This is a genomic window from Cellvibrio sp. (assembly GCF_046347455.1).
Classification (GTDB): Bacteria; Pseudomonadota; Gammaproteobacteria; order Pseudomonadales; family Cellvibrionaceae; genus Cellvibrio.
This window is the reverse complement of the sequence record NZ_JAXMGC010000003.1, coordinates 392604-413437: the sequence shown is the minus strand read 5'-3', so window position 1 is coordinate 413437 and position 20834 is coordinate 392604. Positions and strand designations below refer to the sequence as shown.

21 protein-coding genes are annotated in these 20834 nt (G+C 45.8%); 8 read left to right on the top strand and 13 right to left on the bottom strand.

What is annotated here, in order from left to right:
• Positions 1-19: 19 nt before the first annotated feature.
• The 8 genes from truD to tilS form a co-directional block, all read right to left on the bottom strand.
• Positions 20-1000 (bottom strand): tRNA pseudouridine(13) synthase TruD, encoded by a 981-nt coding sequence (gene truD, locus U1F02_RS08365; RefSeq protein ID WP_409989913.1) that lies wholly within the window; start codon positions 998-1000, stop codon positions 20-22.
• A 19-nt stretch (positions 1001-1019) separates the two neighbouring features.
• Entirely contained in the window at positions 1020-1493 is a 474-nt protein-coding gene (ispF, locus tag U1F02_RS08360) for a 2-C-methyl-D-erythritol 2,4-cyclodiphosphate synthase (RefSeq protein ID WP_409989912.1), read from the bottom strand.
• Positions 1490-2206 carry a 2-C-methyl-D-erythritol 4-phosphate cytidylyltransferase gene (ispD, locus tag U1F02_RS08355; protein WP_409989911.1) on the bottom strand — a complete coding sequence of 239 codons (717 nt, stop codon included), beginning with the start codon at positions 2204-2206 and terminating at the stop codon, positions 1490-1492. The genes ispF and ispD overlap by 4 nt, the downstream gene beginning before the upstream one ends.
• Positions 2206-2493 carry a cell division protein FtsB gene (gene ftsB, locus U1F02_RS08350; protein WP_409989910.1) on the bottom strand — a complete coding sequence of 96 codons (288 nt, stop codon included), beginning with the start codon at positions 2491-2493 and terminating at the stop codon, positions 2206-2208. The genes ispD and ftsB overlap by 1 nt, the downstream gene beginning before the upstream one ends.
• A gap of 80 nt (positions 2494-2573) precedes the next feature.
• Complete coding sequence (eno, locus tag U1F02_RS08345; protein WP_409989909.1) at positions 2574-3863, bottom strand: phosphopyruvate hydratase; 1290 nt, start codon at positions 3861-3863, stop codon at positions 2574-2576.
• A gap of 70 nt (positions 3864-3933) precedes the next feature.
• The gene (gene kdsA / locus U1F02_RS08340) at positions 3934-4824 is read right to left on the bottom strand and encodes a 3-deoxy-8-phosphooctulonate synthase (protein ID WP_409989908.1); all 891 of its coding nucleotides are present in this window, start codon (positions 4822-4824) and stop codon (positions 3934-3936) included.
• Between the two features lie 14 nt (positions 4825-4838).
• Positions 4839-6458, bottom strand: coding sequence for a CTP synthase (locus U1F02_RS08335; RefSeq protein WP_409989907.1), 1620 nt, complete (start codon positions 6456-6458; stop codon positions 4839-4841).
• A gap of 175 nt (positions 6459-6633) precedes the next feature.
• On the bottom strand, positions 6634-7965 hold the full coding sequence (tilS, locus tag U1F02_RS08330) for a tRNA lysidine(34) synthetase TilS (protein ID WP_409989906.1): 1332 nt from the start codon (positions 7963-7965) through the stop codon (positions 6634-6636).
• A gap of 134 nt (positions 7966-8099) precedes the next feature.
• Between tilS and U1F02_RS08325 the strand changes: the two genes are divergently transcribed.
• The gene (locus tag U1F02_RS08325; RefSeq protein ID WP_409989905.1) at positions 8100-9980 is read left to right on the top strand and encodes a prolyl oligopeptidase family serine peptidase; all 1881 of its coding nucleotides are present in this window, start codon (positions 8100-8102) and stop codon (positions 9978-9980) included.
• A 34-nt stretch (positions 9981-10014) separates the two neighbouring features.
• Here U1F02_RS08325 and greB read toward each other — a convergent pair whose 3' ends face one another.
• Both greB and U1F02_RS08315 read right to left on the bottom strand, forming a co-directional pair.
• Complete coding sequence (greB, locus tag U1F02_RS08320) at positions 10015-10488, bottom strand: transcription elongation factor GreB (RefSeq protein ID WP_409989904.1); 474 nt, start codon at positions 10486-10488, stop codon at positions 10015-10017.
• Positions 10489-10629: 141 nt separating this feature from the next.
• A complete protein-coding gene (locus U1F02_RS08315) occupies positions 10630-11397 on the bottom strand; it encodes a PRC-barrel domain-containing protein (RefSeq protein ID WP_409989903.1) in 768 nt (255 codons plus the stop codon).
• A gap of 170 nt (positions 11398-11567) precedes the next feature.
• Between U1F02_RS08315 and U1F02_RS08310 the strand changes: the two genes are divergently transcribed.
• Entirely contained in the window at positions 11568-11771 is a 204-nt protein-coding gene (locus U1F02_RS08310; RefSeq protein ID WP_409989902.1) for a hypothetical protein, read from the top strand.
• A 21-nt stretch (positions 11772-11792) separates the two neighbouring features.
• Positions 11793-12311, top strand: a complete 519-nt coding sequence (locus U1F02_RS08305; RefSeq protein WP_409989901.1) for a hypothetical protein — start codon at positions 11793-11795, stop codon at positions 12309-12311.
• 43 nt (positions 12312-12354) lie between these two features.
• Here U1F02_RS08305 and U1F02_RS08300 read toward each other — a convergent pair whose 3' ends face one another.
• The 3 genes from U1F02_RS08300 to U1F02_RS08290 all read right to left on the bottom strand — a co-directional run bounded on the left by U1F02_RS08300 (position 12355) and on the right by U1F02_RS08290 (position 13453).
• The gene (locus U1F02_RS08300) at positions 12355-12588 is read right to left on the bottom strand and encodes a DUF2789 domain-containing protein (protein WP_409989900.1); all 234 of its coding nucleotides are present in this window, start codon (positions 12586-12588) and stop codon (positions 12355-12357) included.
• A 14-nt stretch (positions 12589-12602) separates the two neighbouring features.
• Positions 12603-13145: a bacterioferritin gene (locus tag U1F02_RS08295; protein ID WP_409989899.1), complete on the bottom strand. Its 543-nt coding sequence runs from the start codon at positions 13143-13145 to the stop codon at positions 12603-12605.
• Between the two features lie 110 nt (positions 13146-13255).
• Entirely contained in the window at positions 13256-13453 is a 198-nt protein-coding gene (locus U1F02_RS08290) for a hypothetical protein (RefSeq protein WP_409989898.1), read from the bottom strand.
• Between the two features lie 188 nt (positions 13454-13641).
• On the opposite strand from U1F02_RS08290, the gene U1F02_RS08285 reads away from it, so the two are divergent.
• The 5 genes from U1F02_RS08285 (at position 13642) to treZ (ending at position 20825) form a co-directional block, all read left to right on the top strand.
• Positions 13642-15099, top strand: a complete 1458-nt coding sequence (locus U1F02_RS08285; RefSeq protein ID WP_409989897.1) for a PQQ-dependent sugar dehydrogenase — start codon at positions 13642-13644, stop codon at positions 15097-15099.
• Between the two features lie 478 nt (positions 15100-15577).
• The gene (locus U1F02_RS08280) at positions 15578-16093 is read left to right on the top strand and encodes a DUF4142 domain-containing protein (protein WP_409989896.1); all 516 of its coding nucleotides are present in this window, start codon (positions 15578-15580) and stop codon (positions 16091-16093) included.
• A gap of 242 nt (positions 16094-16335) precedes the next feature.
• Positions 16336-17445 (top strand): mechanosensitive ion channel family protein, encoded by a 1110-nt coding sequence (locus tag U1F02_RS08275; protein WP_409989895.1) that lies wholly within the window; start codon positions 16336-16338, stop codon positions 17443-17445.
• Between the two features lie 48 nt (positions 17446-17493).
• A complete protein-coding gene (glgA, locus tag U1F02_RS08270; protein ID WP_409989894.1) occupies positions 17494-19059 on the top strand; it encodes a glycogen synthase GlgA in 1566 nt (521 codons plus the stop codon).
• Complete coding sequence (gene treZ / locus U1F02_RS08265; protein ID WP_409989893.1) at positions 19056-20825, top strand: malto-oligosyltrehalose trehalohydrolase; 1770 nt, start codon at positions 19056-19058, stop codon at positions 20823-20825. Before glgA ends, treZ begins: the two co-directional genes overlap by 4 nt.
• The last annotated feature ends 9 nt before the right edge of the window (positions 20826-20834 follow it).

Genomic DNA, 20834 nt, shown 5'->3' with positions numbered 1-20834 from the left:
TATTAATGCGTCAACTATATCACACGCCAGCTGCTTCTGTTTTTACCGAAGATTGTAAAATCGTTAATTCTCGTAAAATAGTTGTAGCAAATTCGCCGCTTCCCAGCGTAAAGCGCAACTCTATATCTTGATCAACCCAACACCAAGAAGCATCTGAAGGTTTAAGAATAATAGCCCTGCGTTCTTGTGACAGCCCTGTGTGCTCTAGACCATTGCACCATTCAGGCCAAGCATCAAGAACTTGCATTTCCAAGCGCGAGCATTCGCCACTTGACGTTAAACGCCCACGCCCCCACAAAGGTGCCGTTGGATAGGCTTCAGGTTCACCCTCAATTAATTGCTGCCAGTTATTTGCGCTAACGCGAGCAGATAATACTTGGTTGAATAAGTAAGAACGGGCAGCCGATAACATGAGGCCGCGCTTTTGTTTATCTCGGATGCGTTTACCTTCAACCAAAATCGCATGCGCTTCTACCAAGTTGTTTCCGTTATGTCCGAAGCGTTGTTCACCGTAATAATTGGGAACACCTTGATCGAAAACGTTTGAAACTCGTTGTTCAAAACTTGATTTGTTAACAACATTTGGATTACGTAGACGAATAACAAAACTATTTGTTTCGTGATCTCCGCGGCGCAATTTATGTGAATGTCGGCTGCGCGATAGTATTTTTATTGAATCCGAATTAAGTAGCGACCAATCCGGTTCCATCTCTCTCTTAGGTAAATAAACGCTAAACCATTGCGTAGTTACCGCGTGACGATCTTTACGACCGCAATAGCCGATATCCATCACCAGAACCTGCGCGAGCTCAGCAATTTTCTCGGCGACCCATGCGGTATTTTCGCCTCGTTTCCAAATGTGCAAATAAACGTGCTCGCCTTCACCAAGAGGTAAAAAACCTAAATTTTCATCGACTTTGAAATCTTCAGGTTCAGCACGGAATATAGATGAAACGTCGGGTTGACCATAGGCAAAAGGGAAATCGAGAGAGAACTGCATATTATTCATCAGCTAAAAATTAGATCTTTGTTAAAAGAACAACTGCATATGCTGCAATGCCCTCTTCGCGCCCCGTAAAGCCTAGCTTTTCTGTAGTAGTTGCTTTTACGTTAATCTGATCATGCTGCGACTCCAAGTCAGCAGCAATATTTTCCACCATGTGCGAAATATAATTTGCCATTCGCGGTTTTTGCGCAACAATAGTCATATCGGCGTTTTCAAGTTTCCAACCTTTTGCTTTAACTTTTGCGTAAACCATACGAAGCAAAGAACGGCTGTCTGCATTGCGATATTGCATATCTGTATCAGGGAAATGTTTGCCAATATCACCTAAAGCTGCAGCTCCCAAAAGCGCGTCACAAAGCGCGTGCAATAAAACATCTCCGTCAGAATGAGCAATTAAGCCGCGCGAATGAGGAATGACTGCACCGCCGATTACAATTTTATCGCCGTCGCCGAACGCATGTACGTCGTAACCGTGACCAATTCTCATAACTCTTTCTCTTGTTGTTGCAAAATGAATTCGGCCAATACCAAATCGTCCGGGCGCGTAACCTTGATATTGTCACTTCTACCTTCTATGACGAGAGGCTTGTAGCCACACAATTCTAAAGCAGATGATTCATCTGTAATATTTTGATTATTTGTTAACGCGCTCGTTAAACAATCACGCAATAATTGGTAACGAAACATTTGCGGCGTTTGCGCTTGCCACAAGGGACTACGATCTACAGTCGCTTGAATTTCATTCAAATCTGCCACACGCTTAATCGTGTCGCTAACGGGCACAGATAAGATGCCGCCGATTTGACTATCTGTAAGTTCTTCACACAGCTTTTTAATGCTTGCCAAGGTAACGCAAGGACGTGCAGCGTCGTGCACTAAAACCCAATCTTTAGAACTCGCTCGACCCGACAAATAATCCAAAGAGTTCAGCACGGATTCCGCCCGGCTGGCACCACCCGTGGCAACATGAATTAGAGGATTATTAAAAATAGTGAGCGATTTCCAGTGCGTATCCTCTGGACTCAGAGCGACCACCACGCCAGCCAAGTTCGGTAAGGACAAAATGCGAGACAAAGTATGTTCGAGTATGGTTCGCGAACCGAGAATTAAATATTGCTTTGGTTTGCCCGCATTCATTCGCGTGCCTATGCCGGCAGCGGGAATAACAAACCAGTAAAGCGGATTATCAGAGGAAGGCATCAATTTTCAGTTTTTTTCTTGGCAGGAATCATAAAAAAGGTTTCATCTTTTTTAATCATACCTATGTCGTTACGGGCGCGTTCTTCCACACTATCTGCACCCGATTTAAGATCTTGTACTTCCACATCCAAAATGCGGTTGCGCTCGCGCATACGGTCATTTTCAGCTTGTTGTTGTTTAATATCACGCTCAAGCTGCGCAGCGTGCGCAAGGCTACCTTCTCCATACCAAAGGCGGTATTGGAGTGCAGCCAGTAAAATCAACAAAACTGCAAAAAGCCATTTCATAAAATTATTATTAGACCAACATGTTTAAAAAGTTATTAACCAATCAGAAAAAAGGGCCGACATAATCGGCCCTTTTTAAATTAAGCTTTGAACTCTGCGCGACCTTTGTAAGGAGCGGCAGCGCCCAATTCAGCTTCAATGCGCAACAAACGGTTGTATTTAGATACGCGATCTGAACGGCACAGAGAACCGGTTTTGATTTGACCAGCAGCAGTTGCAACAGCCAAGTCAGCAATAGTGGTGTCTTCTGTTTCGCCAGAACGGTGAGAGATAACGGCAGTGTAACCCGCATCTTGCGCCATCTTGATTGCATCCAGAGTTTCTGACAAAGAACCGATTTGGTTGAATTTGATCAGAATTGAGTTTGCAATTTTCTTCTCAATACCTTGTTTCAAAATTTTGGTGTTGGTTACAAACAAGTCATCACCCACCAATTGGATTTTGTGACCAATTTTGTTGGTCAAATCTGCCCAACCGTCCCAATCGCTTTCGTCTTTACCGTCTTCGATAGAAATGATTGGGTATTTTGCAGCCAAGTCAGCCAAGTAATCAGAGAATTCGTTAGTGGTGAATACACGACCTTCGCCAGCCAAATCGTATTTACCGTCTTTGTAGAATTCGGAAGAAGCACAATCCAAAGCCAAGGTAACGTTGTCACCCAACTTGTAGCCTGCTTTCTCAACGGCTTCTGCAATTACTTTCAAAGCATCTTCGTTAGATGGCAAGTTAGGCGCGAAACCACCTTCGTCACCTACTGCGGTGTTCAAACCTTTATCGTGCAGAATTTTTTTCAAGTTGTGGAAAATTTCAGCGCCCATACGCAATGCTTCCGCGAAAGTTTTTGCGCCTACTGGCTGAACCATGAACTCTTGAATATCTACGTTGTTATCAGCGTGCTCACCACCGTTGATAATGTTCATCATTGGCACTGGCATTGAGTATTTGCCTGGAGTGCCGTTGATATCCGCAATGTGTGCGTACAAAGGAACTTTCTTTGAAATTGCAGCAGCTTTAGCGTTCGCCAAAGATACAGCAAGGATTGCGTTTGCGCCCAATACGGTTTTGAAATCTGTACCGTCAGCTTTGATCATAGCGTTATCTACAGCGCGTTGATCAAGAGCATCCATACCAACAACCAAATTTTTGATAGTGGTGTTGATGTTGTTAACAGCTTTTAAAACACCCTTGCCCAAGTAACGTGATTTATCGCCATCGCGCAGTTCCAATGCTTCGCGTGAACCTGTTGATGCACCAGACGGAGCAGTAGCAGAACCAACAGAACCATCGTCCAGAATCACTTCTGCCATAACAGTTGGATTGCCGCGGCTATCCAGAATCTCAAAGGCTTTAATATCAACAATCTTAGTCATGTGTTTACTCCAAATGTTTTAAATCGAGCGTTATAAAAATTCGTGTATTTACTGAATTTGATTTTCAGTTTTATTGAATATCAAGTAATGGAAAACGTTTTACCAAATCATCAATAGCTTTCATTTGCGCCAAGAATGGTTCTAACTTATCTAAGGGCAGTGCGCTGGGGCCATCGCATTTTGCTTTGTTTGGATCGGGATGCGCCTCCAAAAACAAGCCGGCTAAACCAACTGCCATGCCTGCGCGCGCCAGCTCTGCAACTTGATGACGACGACCGCTGGACGCAGCGCCCATAGGATCGCGACATTGCAATGAGTGTGTTACGTCAAAAATAACAGGTGCGTTACCGCTCACTTCACGCATGGTGCGGAAGCCAAGCATGTCTACGACTAAATTGTCGTAACCAAAGTTTGTGCCGCGATCGCACAAAATAATTTGATCATTACCGCACTCGCCAAATTTTTCGACGATATTTTTCATTTGGCCTGGGCTTAAGAATTGCGGCTTTTTAATATTAATAACTGCGCCTGTTTTTGCCATGGCGACAACCAAATCGGTTTGACGCGCAAGAAAAGCTGGCAGCTGAATAACATCGGCAACTTCTGCAACCGGAGCGCACTGATGAATTTCATGAACATCGGTAATTACAGGAACACCAAAGGTCTGCTTGATTTCCTGAAAAATCTTTAAGCCTTCTTCCATACCGGGGCCACGATAGGAATGAATAGAAGAACGATTGGCTTTATCGAAAGATGCTTTAAAAACATAGGGAATGCCAAGCTTTTGCGTAACCTGAACATAGGCTTCTGCAACTTGCATAGCCATATCACGCGATTCAAGAACGTTCATACCGCCGAATAAAACAAACGGCAGAGAATTTCCGACGCGAAGATTGCCTACTTTTACAATTTCTTGAGACACGTTAATTCCTTTCGGGACTTGCACATGAAAGGGGCGCATAGAGCGCCCACGAATTATTTCTTATTGGCTAAGGCTGCGTTTACAAAGCTGGTAAATAGCGGGTGACCATCACGCGGTGTTGACGTGAACTCCGGGTGGAATTGGCAAGCCACAAACCATGGGTGATCTTGCAGCTCAACCATTTCAACCAAGGTATCATCAGCAGACCAGCCGCCAATTTTTAAACCGGCTTTTTGCATTTGATCAACATAGTTGTTATTGACTTCATAACGGTGACGGTGACGTTCAACAATCACATCATCACCATAAATGTCGCGCGCTTTTGAACCAGAAACCAAACGACACTCTTGCGCACCTAAACGCATAGTACCGCCGAGGTCAGAAGACTCGTCGCGTTTTTCAATTTCGCCATCCGCAGTGATCCATTCAGTAATCAAACCAATAACAGGATGCGGAGAATTTTTGTCAAATTCCGTTGAGTTAGCGCCTTTCAAACCTAAGACATTGCGCGCAAATTCAATCACAACAGATTGCATGCCTAAACAAATACCAAGGTATGGCACTTTATTTTCACGTGCGTATTGAACAGCCATTAATTTGCCTTCAACACCGCGCTCACCGAAGCCACCGGGAACCAGAATCGCGTCCGCATCTTTCAGAATGCCTACGCCTTCGCTCTCAACACGCTCAGCGTCGATGTAATTAATATTCACTTTGGTACTGGTGTGAATGCCAGCATGTGTTAATGCTTCAATCAATGATTTGTAAGCATCCAACAATTCCATGTATTTACCGACCATGGAAATGGTGACGGTTTTGGTTGGGTTTAATTTTCCTTCAACCACTTTATCCCATTCGCTCAAATCTGCTTCTGGGCATTGCAAGCCTAAAAGCTCAACCACAATTTGGTCGAGACCGAAAGATTTCAGCAAACGCGGGATTGAGTAGATAGTATCTGCATCGGGTAGCGGCACCACGGCACGTTCGGCAACGTTGGTGAAAAGTGCAATCTTACGACGTGAATCATCGTCAACCATACGCTCTGAGCGGCAGAGCAAAATATCGGGCTGCAAACCAATAGAACGCAATTCTTTTACGGAATGCTGAGTTGGCTTGGTTTTGGTTTCGCCTGCGGTGGCGATGTAAGGAACCAAGGTCAAATGCATCAGCAATGCGCGTGAACCCATTTCAACTTTGAGTTGGCGCACAGCTTCAAGGAATGGTTGGGATTCAATATCACCTACCGTACCGCCAATCTCGACCAATGCCACATCCATATCGCGGCCGCCCTCAAGAATGCGGCGTTTAATTTCGTCGGTGATGTGCGGAATAACTTGTACAGTGCCGCCGAGATAATCGCCGCGGCGCTCTTTGCGCAGCACGGTTTCATAAACACGACCTGTGGTGAAATTGTTGCGGCGAGTCATCTTTGTACGAATGAAACGCTCGTAATGGCCCAAATCCAAATCTGTCTCAGCGCCGTCTTCAGTAACGAAAACTTCACCGTGTTGGAAGGGGCTCATGGTACCGGGGTCTACGTTGATATAAGGGTCGAGCTTCATAATGGTCACTTTTAGACCACGCGCTTCAAGGATGGCCGCAAGCGACGCCGACGCAATACCTTTCCCCAAAGAAGAAACAACACCGCCGGTAACGAATATATATCGTGTCATTGAAAACCTAATTGCAAGTAATTAAATAAGAGCTGTAAGCGAAGCAGATGGAGATAAACGATCAAAAATGCACCTGTTGCAGGGCGTGAGGTTTATCTTTCAGGACGGGGCGCCAGTCTACCCGAAAGCGGATGATGGCTCAACGAAAAGCTGCCTTTCGGGGCGAAAAGTCGTGTCAGGTGCGGGCAGATTTGGAGATTCGCTCGTATTTCAGACGATAGCCAGCCGAATCCGCTTGATAGCCCTCACACACCCACAGGTCGGCCACGGCAACCAAATCGTCGCCACTGTAAATCAGGGGCAGACTTTCACGTAGCCAAGGCGCAACGCCGTACTCCTGTAATAAGCGCTTTAAGGTTTGCGAATGAGCGCGCCCTACCGGCTTACAGCGCTCTCCGCCAATTCGAAACCGGCAATGCAAATTGGGAAGATCCGCTTTTAGCAAAGGCGTTTCTGACTCGTCGTACGGCTCCATCTTCAAACAAAAACCAGAGGGTAACTCTGTAATCGACGACAACGCAGGCGGCGATTCGGGAACAGATGGTAAATCCGCCAGCGGCAACGCGTAGATTCGTTCCCGATATACGCGCATGGACAAGTTTCCCCAAGCCACTTGAGCCTCAGCATCTTGCCGACCATCGATAAGCTGGCGCTGGATTTGATCAAGGTGTTGCTGCTCAGGAGTGCTCAGTTGGTCTTTTCTAAGCCACGCCCGAATTAAATTGTTACGGCGAACCGAAGAGATTTCCCGCAAATACTTAAGACTCAAACTGGTGCCGACCAACTCAGGAGTTATGCCTGCGCGACTTAGATCCTCGTCGGCCAACTCGCCTACCAACAGCTCATACTCAGCGCACAAGTCCGCCGTTTGTTGCCATTTCTGGGGGAACGACGGCCAGCGCTCGCTCAGCAAGGGCATCACTTGGTTGCGCAGATAATTGCGATCGTAATCATCATTGGCATTACTCTCGTCATTCACCCAGCTTAGCCCCTGCGCTTTCGCATAGACTTCAAGGTCAGCTCTGCTGAACGCCAGCAATGGGCGATGCAGTATGCCGGAGGCCAAAGGTCGCTGTTGCGCCATAGCGGCCAAGCCGCGTGGGCCGGTTCCACGCAACAGGCGCAACAAGAGAGTCTCGGCTTGGTCGTTGGCGTGGTGTGCGGTTAGGAGAGCGTCATTTGCGCCAATATGCCGTTCAAACACTCTGTATCGCTCTTCGCGCGCCGCATCCTCAATCCCCCGCCCTCTATTCTCAACACGCACGCGCTCGGCGGTAAACGGCACATTCAAACGCTCACAAAGATCCGTGCAGTGTTGCTGCCACGCATTGGCATTAGGCGAAATTTGATGATTTACATGTAAGGCGCGGATTTGAACTGGCAAATCCAAATAAACTAGCGCATGTAGCAACACACAAGAATCCAATCCGCCAGACAAAGCTACCCACCAGATACCTGAGCCAAGGTGCGGCAATTGCGAAGCAAAGCTGGCGGGAGAAAATGTCATATGAGCTGAAACGGGTTATGGATACGGGAGCGCCATTAAAGCGGAAATCCCACCAAATAAAAACTGCTGCAGAACTGTAAAAGTTTTTTCAGAGCCGCCACAATGCGTCCAACGAAAATTAAGAACCTGATGCTATGACACACACCCACGGAAACTGGCCCTCACCTATCACTGCAGAAATGCTAACTCAGCAAAGCGCCAAGATTGGTGAGCTACAAGTCTTTGGTGAGGATTTGTTTTGGATTGAATCTCGCCCGAACGAAAAAGGCCGGAGCGCCTTGGTACAACTTACAGATGGCGGCCGCCAAGATATCTTAAGTGCACCGCATAGCGTGCGAACTCGCGCCCACGAATATGGCGGAGCTAGCTATTTAGTTACAACCCATTACATATTTTGCGTGTTAGACGCCGACCAAAACATTTATGTGATCGACCGATCAAACCAAACACTTAAACCACTTACTCAACAAGGCAATTATCGCTTCGCCGATTTTTGCTGGGATAAAAAACGCGCTCGATTGATTTGCGTGCGTGAAGATCATACCGAGGCAGACCACACTCATCACATTTTTGAACGCAGTGAAATTGTAGCAATTGATTTAAATGGCCAGATGCAGGTTCTTGTAAGCGGAGCGGATTTTTATAGCAATCCGCGCCTGAATTCCACCGGTGATTGTTTAAGTTACCTGTGTTGGAACCACCCGCAAATGCCTTGGGACGGCGGCGAGTGCTGTTGTGCAACACTCAACAACCGTGGCGAGATCCTTGAAACCAAACTTATTGCTGGCGGCAAAGACGAATCCATTTTTCAGCCGCAGTGGTCACCTAGCGACGAATTATTTTTTGTATCGGACCGCAATAATTGGTGGAACATCTACAGTTATAAAAACGGCAAGATAAATATTGTATGCGACATGCCCGCCGAATTCGCGACACCGCAGTGGGTTTTTGGGATGAGCACCTACGGCTTTTTGAATGGGAACGAAATATTCTGCTGTTTTAGCCAAAACGGCGTGTGGCATTTGGGCATTGTCGACATTAATAAAAAAAGTTTAAGCCGCGTAAACCACTCGTTCAGAGATATCTCCAACATAAGCTGCCGTAAGGGAAAGGCGTTTTTCCTCGCCGCAAGTTCCACGCAAACCAGTGCGATTTATAGTTTTAAAAACGGAAACATAACCCCCCTATTACCCACCCATAGCACACAACTAAGCGACGAAGATATTTCACAACCAGAAGCAATAAGCTTTGCAACAAGCGATGGAGAGCTAGCTCACGGTTTTTATTACGCCCCTAAAAATAGAAATATCAAAAATAACCGTAAGCAACTGCCGCCACTTGTTGTGATGTGCCACGGCGGGCCAACCGGCGCAACAGAAACATCGCTCAACATGAAAATTCAATTTTGGACGAGCCGAGGCTTTGCTGTGCTAGATGTTAACTATCGCGGCAGCACCGGATACGGCAGGAAATATCGTGACCGCTTAAAAAACAATTGGGGCGTTACAGACGTAATTGATGTATGCAGCGGAGCGCAACATCTCGTTGAGCGCGGCCTAGTTAATTCGGAAAAAATCGCTATTCGTGGTAGCAGCGCCGGTGGCTATACCGTACTTGCCGCTCTCACCTTTGCAAATATTTTCAAAGCTGGCGCCAGCTTATACGGAATTGGAGATTTGGAAGCACTCGCGCGCGATACGCATAAATTTGAAGCACGCTATTTGGATTCAGTCGTGGGGGCTTACCCAGACGAAAAAGCAATTTACCAAGCTCGCTCGCCCATCAACCATATTCAGCAATTAAATTGCCCGGTTATCTTTCTGCAAGGTTTAAAAGATAAGGTGGTGCCACCCAGCCAAGCCGAAGCCATGGTAAATGCACTTACCGAGAAAGGGATAAAAACTGCTTATGTCACCTTTGCAGAAGAAGGCCATGGATTTAGGCAAGCGGACAGTATTCAACGAGCGATAGAAGCAGAATTGGAATTTTATAAAGATGTTTTCAACCTGAATTAGAAATAGGAGCGATTAGGCTCCTATTTCTAACATCTTATTTTTGGTATTCGATTTTAGTGATATACCACATAAACTCACCCGCCTCAGTACGAACAATTGCCTCATCATCCACTTCTTTTTTGATGAGCGCGCGGGCCATTGGGGAATCAATAGAAATATAATCTTTGGTATCAAAAATTTCGTCATAGCCTACTATGCGAAAACGCTTTTGTTCACCTTCATCATTTTCAATTTCAACCCATGCACCGAAGAATACTTTACCTTCTTGCACGGGCGAATAATCAACCACCTTTAAATCCTCAATACATTTGCGCAAATAACGAACGCGACGATCTATTTCACGCAGGCGCTTTTTGTTGTATTGATAATCGGCGTTTTCGGAACGGTCACCTAAGCTGGCTGCCCAAGACACTTTTTGGGTGGTTTCGGGGCGCTCCACGCGCCACAAATGATCCAGTTCAGCTTTGAGCTTTTCCAAGCCTTCTCGTGTAATTAAAGGTGTTTTCATAATCTTCTAGTTTTTTAAAACGAAATGATGTGCAAAAAGAATTGTAACACCAAGATATTAGTTGAGTATAAATATAAAACCGCCTGACTCAATCAGGCGGCTATAAAGTAGAATTCTTGCGAAGGGAAATTATCGGCAGGATTACACGAGCCTGAAAATCGGCTGTTTGTCGTACACGGTGTTACCCGGTTCGTGCAAGTGTTCGCCAGTTTCGTGATCGTTCTTGAAGGTGTCTGGGTCAAAAATCGGAGCATTCTGGACTTGGCTACGCAACATATTCAGGTATATGCGCGCGTCACCCCAGCTTACATCTTTTATGGATTGAGGCTCTAACAACACTTGATGTCCTAGCCACCAATTACTTGTATTAGCCACAAGATAGCGCACAGACCAATCCGTTTCATCGAACAACATAGATTGCAAATAGCCAACCTGATTGTCACTTCCCTCGATATCGTAATTAATTATTTCTCTACAGCTACGCAAATGACGATCCCCGTAGGTGCGACGTACCGCATCCACTGACGCGAAGATGTCTGCGAGTTTTGCTTCTGCGTCCTGATCAAATCCGTGAGCTTCTGTAGCACCGCGATAGAATGAATAACCGTAGTAACTTAAGTAATCAATTTCAGACTGTGGGTTTAGTGAGAGCTGTTTATCGATACCGGGGCCATTTTTAACCTGATACATAGATAAATCCAGCGAGAGATGCTTGTCATCCACATTCACTAATTTTACTGCAGATGCAGGCAAAAGTACTTTTCGATTCTTGAGCCAAATTCCTGTTTCGGCGAGGACACATCGTAACTTCCACGTTCTGTCGTCAAAATAAAAATCCTTTACTTTTCCAATATAACCATCTGACGCGTTAACCGTATACTGTTCCAAATCGCTGAGTGAGTACAACATATTTAACCTCTCTTTCTGCCGTAACAGTTTAAGCATTAAAAAAATCTTTATAAATTTCTACATGCAGACTGAGGCCTATCGGCTTGCAAAACCGTTCGGCAACGAACAGAGATCCCCTAGCATTTTTCTTACTGTAAAACCTCAACAATGTCGCAACCGCGGAGCACCCCATGGCACTAACAATTGGTAAATTAAATGATTACCCGCGCCGCATTGAGCAAGATATCAAAGCCTTGATCGAAAAATACCACGCCATGATGGGCAATAACCTACCGGATCTGGATGAAGATTTGGCAGATGCATTCATTATGTTGGAAGTCCGTAAAGTGTTAAAAAGTATTCAGGACGATAAACTGGAAAAATTGATTAGTTAGTGCTGACCACGAGGTACGATCATGGAAAATTATCGTCATTATCTATCAGGATTATTTTCGCATAGCGATCAAGCACAAATGGCCTACACGCAACTAGTTGCGCTAGGCATACCGCCAAATCGCGTTCAAATATTTGATTCAACATCTTCATTACCCACGCACAAATCGACGGAAGGGAGTAATCAGGTATTAAAAGAGGTCTTGGTTGACGGAGCTCTTGGCACCGCTGTTGGAATAACCATTGGAGGATTAGCAGAAGTAGCTTTAGTAGCAGCTAACGTCACACTATTTGTTGCCAGCCCCGTGATTGCCCCCTTGGTTATGATGGGATGGGGTGCTGGAATTGGTGGCATTTTGGGGGCATCGGCTGGTGCAGCCACAAAGTCAAGATCTTTATCTGAACTTATAAGTGATGCGATTAAAGCGGGCCAAATTCCGCTGGTGGTGGAAACACACTCTCCGGAAGAAACAGCCTCAGCACAAGCCGTGTTTAAAGATTTGATTGGCGATTATCAGGATATAGCGGCAGCCCGCGTTTGAGTCACGCGTTGCTTCAAACAAACCCGTTTAGTTCTTCGTAATTTTAGTAGCGTCGCAAACAGTTATTGAGTGTATCTATCACTACCGCCCAATCCGCATCAGCCTTAATTTGTTCACGCAAAAATTTAGCTTGGTTGGGAGTCCAAAAACTCGCGTCAAAAATATTGGTTTCAGCGTCTAAGGGATGCTGCTCAATAAAATCTTGTATGTCATCCTCAGTCGATGGCAGACCTAATTGTTGAAATAAATTGACCATATCATGTTCATGAGTTTCCATGTTTCCACGCTCCTTTATTGAATATTGTCTGGAATGTCTTCAAGAAAGTCGGCGAGCTCATCTGCGTGCTCTTCTTCAACGGCAAGAATTGATTTTAACATTTGGCTAGTCGTTGAATCTTTATCGCCGATGTATTGAATTAATCCGCGGTAACTATCAATTGCAATACGTTCAGCAATAAGATTTTCCTTAATCATCTCTGCAAGTGAAGAACCCACTTGGTATTCTGCGTGGCTTCGTTCGGTTAACCTGTCTGGCGAAAAATCCGGTTCACCACCTAATTGCACTATACGCGCGGCAATCTGGTCTGCGTGCGCTTGCTCTTCATTGGAGTGAACAAGAAATTCTGCGGCAACTGTTTTCGCTTGAATTCCACGCGCCATAAAATGGTGACACCGATAACGTAATACACACACCAGTTCTGTTGCCAAGGCCTGGTTAAGCAGGTTAATAATTTCCAGACGATCTGCAGTATAAGTTTGTGTAATCGCGCCTTGTTTAATATGAGTGCTCGCTTGATTGCGCAAGGCATCAATATCCAATAAATTAATAGTCATTCTGTTACCTCTGTTAGAGCACATTAAGAGCAATTCCTTTGCAAATCCATTTGGGAATATCCCTCTTCCTACCTGCACATACTGTGTCTCAGTCCTTGAGAAGAACTCCGTTAACGTTGCTGTTGCACCACTAATTCATTCGCATTGATCTGATGGGTTTCTCTGGTGCGAATTCGGGTTTTGGAGGTTGGCTCAGGTTTTGAATATGCCGATACATCGAGCGGTGTTTCCTGCTTCCATACACGACGCTTGTGCGCGGCCAGAAAATTTCTTACGTGGTCATCATTAAATTCATTGTAAATACTCATAAAAAATCCTCAGGTATCCTCAAGTCAAAACGAAACATTCAAAAAAATAACGCGAAGCCCGTTGTCCCCGGACAATCAATGTTGATAACACTACGGACGGGGAACAAAGGCTTCCGTACGCTAACACTCATAAATAGGTAATTTAACGACAGACGATGGGTGTGATGGCGAACCGAGAGGAAAGGATCTTGTTCCGTATTCTGGTTCAGCGGGTCATGCCAACAAAGACTTTAGGTACTCCACTTCACACCCAAACACAAACCTACGAAGGAATTACCATGCGCAAATTTCAGAATGACAAATTTACGCCAGACACCTCGCTTGGTTTAGGGCGCATATTTATCACGATTATCCTTTCAAAATTGTTAACCTTTGTTACACATATTCAGGCAAATGTAACAACGCCCGATCCAACTTTTAACGAGGGCGTTGGCCCCTCACCCTCGCTTCCAGAACCCAAGACATCTTTACTCCCAACGGTAAATATTGCGAAAGCCATAGGTTGGCCTAAAGATAAAACGCCACAGGTTGCAAATGGTTTACAAGTCATTGCATTTGCTCGAAATCTGGAGCATCCACGCTGGCTCTATGTATTACCCAATGGCGATTTACTGGTTGCAGAAACCAATGCACCACCTAAACCGGGAGATGGTAGAGGTTTAAAGGGTGCTGCAATGAAAACAATTATGAAGCGAGCCGGTTCAATCACACCAAGCGCTAACAGAATCACCCTGTTACGCGATGCTAACGGGGATGGAATCGCAGAGTTCCAATCAGTCTTTCTTGAAGGGCTTAATTCGCCATTCGGCATAGAATTAATTGGCAATGATTTTTACGTTGCAAACTCTGATGCCATTTTGCGTTTTCAATATATCTCCGGTGACACACGAATTAAGTCATCAGCGGTTCAACTAGCAAGCTTGCCAGCGGGTGATATTAATCACCACTGGACTAAAAATATTATTGCCAGCCGCGACGGGAAAGCACTTTATGCAACAGTTGGCTCTAACAGCAATGCAGGTGAGCGCGGTATGGATGTGGAAAAAAACCGCGCAGCAATTCTAAAAATTGAACTCGCCACTGGTGCTTCGCGAATTTTTGCATGCGGTTTACGAAACCCTAATGGCATGGCTTGGGAACCGACTACTGGAACACTTTGGACGGTAGTGAACGAGCGCGACGAATTGGGCGATAACTTGGTACCTGATTATTTAACATCTGTAAAAGATGGGGCCTTTTACGGTTGGCCATACAGTTATTTTGGCGCACATCTGGATACGCGCGTAAAACCGCAACGCACAGATTTGGTCGCAAAAGCCATAGTGCCCGATTATGCACTGGGTTCACATACGGCATCGCTAGGTTTAGCGGCTTCCGATGGCAAAACATTAACGCCAAACTTTTCATCCGGCATGTTTATTAGTCTGCATGGTTCGTGGAATCGGAACCCACCCAGCGGTTATAAAGTGATTTTTGTTCCGTTTGAAAACGGCCAACCCCAAGGCATGCCAATTGACGTGCTTACAGGTTTTTTGAGTGAGCGCGGTGAAGCTTATGGTCGGCCGGTTGGTGTTGTGATTGATCGCAAAGGCGGTCTGTTTGTTGCTGACGATGTTGGTAACACAATTTGGTATATCAAACACTAAATCAAATACCTAGGCACCACGCGTTAAAAGATTTTAGTACCGATTAAATCTTAAACCTGGAAATAAAATTCACACACTCCCTTACAGATTAAAAGCCGCTGAATATTCTGATCATCGATAAGCATCATGCTTAAATTGCCATCCAAAATATTTATCGTGTTTCAGCAGAGAACATATTTATTTGCGTAGCGATTTATTTTGAAAATGAAGACCTAGCAAACGTCCGGAGCTTATTAGTAACACCGAGCGCAATCGTACCTTAGTGAGGTTTTCAGCTGCTCAATAAGCTAACAGGCATAGTGCGCTAACACACCGAAAAAAATACCTCACCTCTTCATGATGACCATAGTGCGCTTTGCGCCTGTTGTATTTGCTCACGCCTGTGAGTTCCATTTGTTTGGTGTGCTATTGCTCAGCATTATGAGCCAAACATTTATCAGCTCAACAACATTCATCAAATCAACAACGAGGTACAAGAATGAAAATCTCCAAATTATTTTTGACTGCAGCTTTTTTAATGGGTCTTGGCACCTTAAGTAGTTACACTCTGGCAAAAGATACAGTTGATGCCGTTGATTTTGTGGAAGAGGCGTCAGCTTCTGGAATTGCAGAAATTGAAACCAGCAAACTCGCGTTGCAGAAATCGGCGTCTGTTGATGTAAAAACCTTTGCACAAGAAATGATTAATGATCACACCAATGCCAACCGCGAGCTAGCGTCAATAGCAGCCAAAAAGAAATTAAAAGTTGCCAATGAAGCGGAGCTCATGAACCGCGCAAAAGCCATGATACTAAAACACAGAGATGGCGAATCTTTTGACGAAGCTTATGCCAATAATCAGGTCAAAGCACACCGCGACACCATTGAATTATTTAACAAAGCCTCCGTATCCGCAGATGCCGAGCTTGCCAGCTTTGCTGTGGCGACACTGCCCAAACTTGAGCACCATCTTCGCGCCGCTGAAGCACTGCAGAAAGCACACGTGAAGAAATAATGGCAGCGCCGGTGCGGCTAGCCCGTGCCGGCGACTTCGTTTATTGCCTGATTTCACATTCGTGATTTTAATTCCTAAACAACTTCCTGGAAGTTCCTTCCCTCTTTAGCCTTAATTCCAGCACGTCCATTTTTTGCCGGGCTTTAGCACAACCTATGTGCGTTTCCATACAGAGAGGATTCTGTTAAGGCGTTAATAATTCAACACAAATTTTAAAATTCATTAGCGCAATAAGGTTAAGCATGGAACTCCATTGGGAAGAATATTTACCGGAATTAAAGCTTCTTGCAACGGCGGTTGTAGTGGTGTTGATACTACGACTTATTGCTCCGTGGCTCACTCGTATCGCTACTCGCCTCGCCGCACCTTTCTCGTTTGCACGAGACATTCTTGAACGTATCAAACCACCTATTCACTTGCTCATACCCCTGCTAGGGTTGAGAGCGATTTTTGGCTCGGCTCCGAACGATATCCAATACATAGGTCAAGCGCGACATTTCACCAGCCTCGCCATTATTGCGACTGTCACTTGGCTGTTTTTGCGAATCATTAGCGCAGCCCAAGATATTATTGTTCAACGCCACCCTGTTAATACGGAAAACAACCTTGCTGCGCGCCGCGTTCAAACCCAAACCAAAGTTCTGGTGCAAACGCTCGGATTTTTTGTATTGCTATTTGGCATATCTGCTATGTTGATGACATTCCCCGGCGCCCGCCAATTTGGCACCAGTTTATTAGCGTCCGCCGGTTTAGCTGGGCTCGCTGTTGGCTTTGCGGCAAAACCCGTTTTGGGAAATTTAATTGCCGGCCTTCAATTAGCATTTACTCAACCCATCAGGCTTGATGATGTTGTCATTGTTGAAAACGAGTGGGGTCGCATAGAAGAAATTACCGGCACCTATGTTGTTATCCGTATTTGGGATGACCGCCGCTTGATCGTTCCTCTGCAATATTTTATTGAACGCCCATTCCAAAATTGGACCCGAAAATCGTCTGACCTGATTGGTTCGCTCGTTTTATGGGTGGACTACGCCATGCCCTTGGCACCTTTGCGCAAAGAACTTGAATCTTTATGCGCGCAATCACCGCACTTATGGGATGGCAAGGTCTGTGTATTGCAAGTGACTGAGGCCACGGAAAAAGCAATTCAGCTACGCATATTGGTGAGCACAAAAGACTCATCCACCAATTGGGATTTACGCTGCTTTGTGCGCGAAAAACTGATTAATTTTATTGCGTTGCATCACCCGGAATGTTTGCCACAGGTACGCGCAAATTTGCACGAAGACACCCCGAAGGCACCTCCCGTAGAGCAACAAATTCAAGTGGCAGAACACCAACCTTCGGTTTAATGCAATGCAAGAAAGCTGAAGGTATTTCGCTATTCGTATGGAGTAGTTATGCATAGCCCTTTTGTCCGAGCCACACGCCACGCGTCCGATCACTCAAATTCCGTGCACCCTCGGCTACGCGAAAAACCCGATACGCACATCACGGTAAACAGACGACAACGCCGAAATATTTTGTTCGTCACATCGGAGTATTCCGATTTAATTAAAGTGGGCGGACTGGGGGATGTCTCCAGTGCTTTACCCAAAGCCTTGTTTGCGTTTCATGATGTACGCGTTCTCATTCCCGGCTACACCGCTGTATTAAATAGCCCGCATCCTATTACCCTCATTGCTGAGTTGCCCGCCTACGCAGACTTACCCGCGTGTCAATTGGGCGAAATGAAAATGAGTGAAGGCCCCATTATTTATGTTCTCCTATGCCCACAACTTTTTGAACGAGACGGAAACCCCTACACCGATGCGAACGGAAAAGATTGGAGTGATAACCACATACGTTTTGCACGGCTCGGTTTGACAGCAGCGCAGATCGCACATACAAAAAATTTACTGAATTGGTTGCCCGCAATTGTTCATGCCAATGATTGGCCCACCGCGCTCGCGCCCGCTTATATGAAATGGCAAGGCATACAAACACCAAGCGTTTTTACCATTCACAATCTCGCGCACCAAGGGCTATTCGACATCCAATGTGCAACCGAACTTGGCTTGCCGCAAGAAGCACTCAACATGGAAAGCATGGAGTTTTACGGAAAAATTTCATTTTTGAAAGCGGGACTTGTATATGCCAACCATATCACCACCGTGAGTAAAAATTACGCGCGTGAAATAACCTTGCCAGAACAGGGTTGCGGACTGCACGGCCTACTAAAGCGAAAATACGAACAGGGGTTATTAACGGGCATTGTGAATGGTATTGACGACAGCTGGCAGCCACATCTAGACCCGCATTTAATTGAAAGTTTTGGTGCGCGCCAGTGGAATCGCAAACACGCCAACACGCGCTATGTTGAAAAACTTTTTGGTTTACCGCATACCAACGGGCCGCTATTTGCAGTGGTATCGCGCTTGGCTCACCAAAAAGGACTCGATCTCACCCTGAGTGTGGCCAAAACAATTTTGCGTGCGGGTGGCCGCTTGGTTGTTATGGGGACAGGCGAATTGCGCATTGAAGCTGAACTGAAACGCCTGGCCCATCAATACCCGAAACAAATCGGTGTTTACATTGGTTTCAACGAGGCGGAAGCACGCCGTATTTTTGCAGGCAGCGATTTTTTATTAATGCCATCTCGCTTTGAACCCTGCGGCCTCAGCCAGATGTATGCGCAAAGTTTTGGCTCGCTACCTATAGCTCACCGCACTGGCGGCCTTGCCGATACGATTGAAGATGGTGTGAGTGGGTTTTTATTTGAAGGTGCAAATCCAGAAGCCTATCGCAAGGCAGTTATTCGCGCACTTAAGGTGTTCAAGCATCCCAATCTTTTATCAGCAATGCGGTGTCGCGCCATGTTGTCGCCGCGCTTTTGGCAAGAATCGGTTAAGCCTTACGACAATCTTTACCGACTACTGTTAAAAAAGAAAAATGTTATTTTAGGCAACTGGGGATCAAGCACTTGAACATACACAAAAGCCGGCAGCAGCAACATGGCGCCCACGTAAATAAAGATGGAACTACGTGTTTTTCGCTATGGGCGCCAAATGCGCGCAGTGTTTCCATCGAAATTTCCAACGAAAATACAGTGCACGAATTATTAAAAGGTGATGATGGCTGGTATAAGCTTACCCTTAACTGCGGTGTTGGAACCGCATACAAATACATCATTAACAACGAATTACATGTGCCAGACCCTGCATCCCGTCGGCAGCGAGATGATGTTCACGGCTGGAGCCTGGTAGTTGACCAAACATATCCCTGGGAAACAATTACCTGGCGCGGTCGCCCGTGGCGCGAAGCAATTATTTATGAAATTCATGTTGGTGCTTGCGGTGGTTTTGTACAAGTCGAAGCGCTTTTGCCGCAGCTTGCGGACATGGGAATTACCGCTATTGAACTCATGCCGATCAGTGAATTTCCGGGTACGCGCAATTGGGGCTACGACGGCGTACTCTTGTTCGCCCCCGAATCATCTTACGGTACGCCGGAACAACTTAAGCATTTGATCGACCGCGCCCATGCCTTGGACATAATGGTTATTCTCGATGTGGTCTATAACCACTTCGGCCCTGATGGAAATTATCTTGCACACTACGCCGCTCCGTTTTTCCGCACCGACATAAAAACAGGCTGGGGCGATGCCATTAATTTTGAGCAACCACAAGTGCGTGAGTTTTTTATTGAAAATGCACTTATGTGGGTTTTGGATTATCGCGTAGATGGTTTGCGAATAGACGCAGCACACGCTATTAAAGATAAGGATTTTCTGCGCGAACTTTCTACGCGCCTTCGCAATGCAATTTTACCGGGCAGATATCTTCATTTAATTCTTGAAAACGAAGATAACCAAGCCAGTTTACTGGGAACTGAATTTGATGCGCAGTGGAATGACGACGGCCATAACGTGTTGCATCATTTACTCACCAGAGAGAGCGAAGGCTATTACGCCGATTTTTCACAGTCACCCACACAAAAGCTGGCTCGCTGTCTAAGTGAAGGATTTATTTACCAAGGCGAATACACAGCACGCGGACGGCTAAGAGGTGAAGCGAGTTCACATTTGCCCCCCACTAGATTCGTTTTGTTTTTGCAAAACCATGATCAAATTGGCAACCGTGCCTTTGGTGAGCGCTTGCTTAAACTCGCCGACCGCGATGCACTTAAAGCCGCCGTTGGGCTTTTGCTGTTAAGTCCAATGATTCCCCTGATTTTTATGGGCGAGGAATGGGGTTGCCAAACACCCTTCCTGTTTTTTACCGACCATAATGATGAATTAGCAAAAGCCGTGTGCGAAGGCCGACGCAACGAATTTGCAAGCTTCGCTAAATTCAATGATCCGCACCTGCGCGAACAAATCCCCAACCCGAACGATATTGCAACCTTTACGAATTCCATTCCCGCCGCCACTCAAGAACAGGAGCATGAGGCGTGGCGCAATTATTATGCGCAACTGATCGCACTGCGCCATAAAGAAATTATTCCACGATTAGAAAATGCGCGAAGTGTGGGTACACATATTTTTCAGGAAGGCGCGTTAGTGGCGTCATGGCTAATGAGTGATAAAAACTTTCTTCACATTTATCTCAATTTATCAGGTGTTTCGGTCACCGTATCCAAACCTTGGAACAAAACGCGCCTTATTTTTAGTCACCCAGTGTTAAGCGCGGAATATGCACAAGGCATCTTACCGCCGGGATCAATTCTGGTGAGCATGCAAAACCAACAGTAGTTGTAATAC

Excerpts from the sequence above, each read along its gene's own strand:
- glgA (WP_409989894.1), top strand. The coding sequence starts at position 17,494 with ATGCATAGCCCTTTTGTCCGAGCCACACGCCACGCGTCCGATCACTCA.
- greB (WP_409989904.1), bottom strand. The coding sequence starts at position 10,488 with ATGAAAACACCTTTAATTACACGAGAAGGCTTGGAAAAGCTCAAAGCT.
- U1F02_RS08290 (WP_409989898.1), bottom strand. The coding sequence starts at position 13,453 with ATGAGTATTTACAATGAATTTAATGATGACCACGTAAGAAATTTTCTG.
- eno (WP_409989909.1), bottom strand. The coding sequence starts at position 3,863 with ATGACTAAGATTGTTGATATTAAAGCCTTTGAGATTCTGGATAGCCGC.
- ispD (WP_409989911.1), bottom strand. The coding sequence starts at position 2,206 with ATGCCTTCCTCTGATAATCCGCTTTACTGGTTTGTTATTCCCGCTGCC.
- U1F02_RS08315 (WP_409989903.1), bottom strand. The coding sequence starts at position 11,397 with ATGTTGTACTCACTCAGCGATTTGGAACAGTATACGGTTAACGCGTCA.
- U1F02_RS08335 (WP_409989907.1), bottom strand. The coding sequence starts at position 6,458 with ATGACACGATATATATTCGTTACCGGCGGTGTTGTTTCTTCTTTGGGG.
- ftsB (WP_409989910.1), bottom strand. The coding sequence starts at position 2,493 with ATGAAATGGCTTTTTGCAGTTTTGTTGATTTTACTGGCTGCACTCCAA.
- U1F02_RS08295 (WP_409989899.1), bottom strand. The coding sequence starts at position 13,145 with ATGACTATTAATTTATTGGATATTGATGCCTTGCGCAATCAAGCGAGC.
- U1F02_RS08275 (WP_409989895.1), top strand. The coding sequence starts at position 16,336 with ATGGAACTCCATTGGGAAGAATATTTACCGGAATTAAAGCTTCTTGCA.
- U1F02_RS08305 (WP_409989901.1), top strand. The coding sequence starts at position 11,793 with ATGGAAAATTATCGTCATTATCTATCAGGATTATTTTCGCATAGCGAT.
- U1F02_RS08325 (WP_409989905.1), top strand. The coding sequence starts at position 8,100 with ATGACACACACCCACGGAAACTGGCCCTCACCTATCACTGCAGAAATG.
- tilS (WP_409989906.1), bottom strand. The coding sequence starts at position 7,965 with ATGACATTTTCTCCCGCCAGCTTTGCTTCGCAATTGCCGCACCTTGGC.
- kdsA (WP_409989908.1), bottom strand. The coding sequence starts at position 4,824 with ATGCGCCCCTTTCATGTGCAAGTCCCGAAAGGAATTAACGTGTCTCAA.
- ispF (WP_409989912.1), bottom strand. The coding sequence starts at position 1,493 with ATGAGAATTGGTCACGGTTACGACGTACATGCGTTCGGCGACGGCGAT.
- U1F02_RS08280 (WP_409989896.1), top strand. The coding sequence starts at position 15,578 with ATGAAAATCTCCAAATTATTTTTGACTGCAGCTTTTTTAATGGGTCTT.
- U1F02_RS08300 (WP_409989900.1), bottom strand. The coding sequence starts at position 12,588 with ATGGAAACTCATGAACATGATATGGTCAATTTATTTCAACAATTAGGT.
- truD (WP_409989913.1), bottom strand. The coding sequence starts at position 1,000 with ATGCAGTTCTCTCTCGATTTCCCTTTTGCCTATGGTCAACCCGACGTT.
- U1F02_RS08310 (WP_409989902.1), top strand. The coding sequence starts at position 11,568 with ATGGCACTAACAATTGGTAAATTAAATGATTACCCGCGCCGCATTGAG.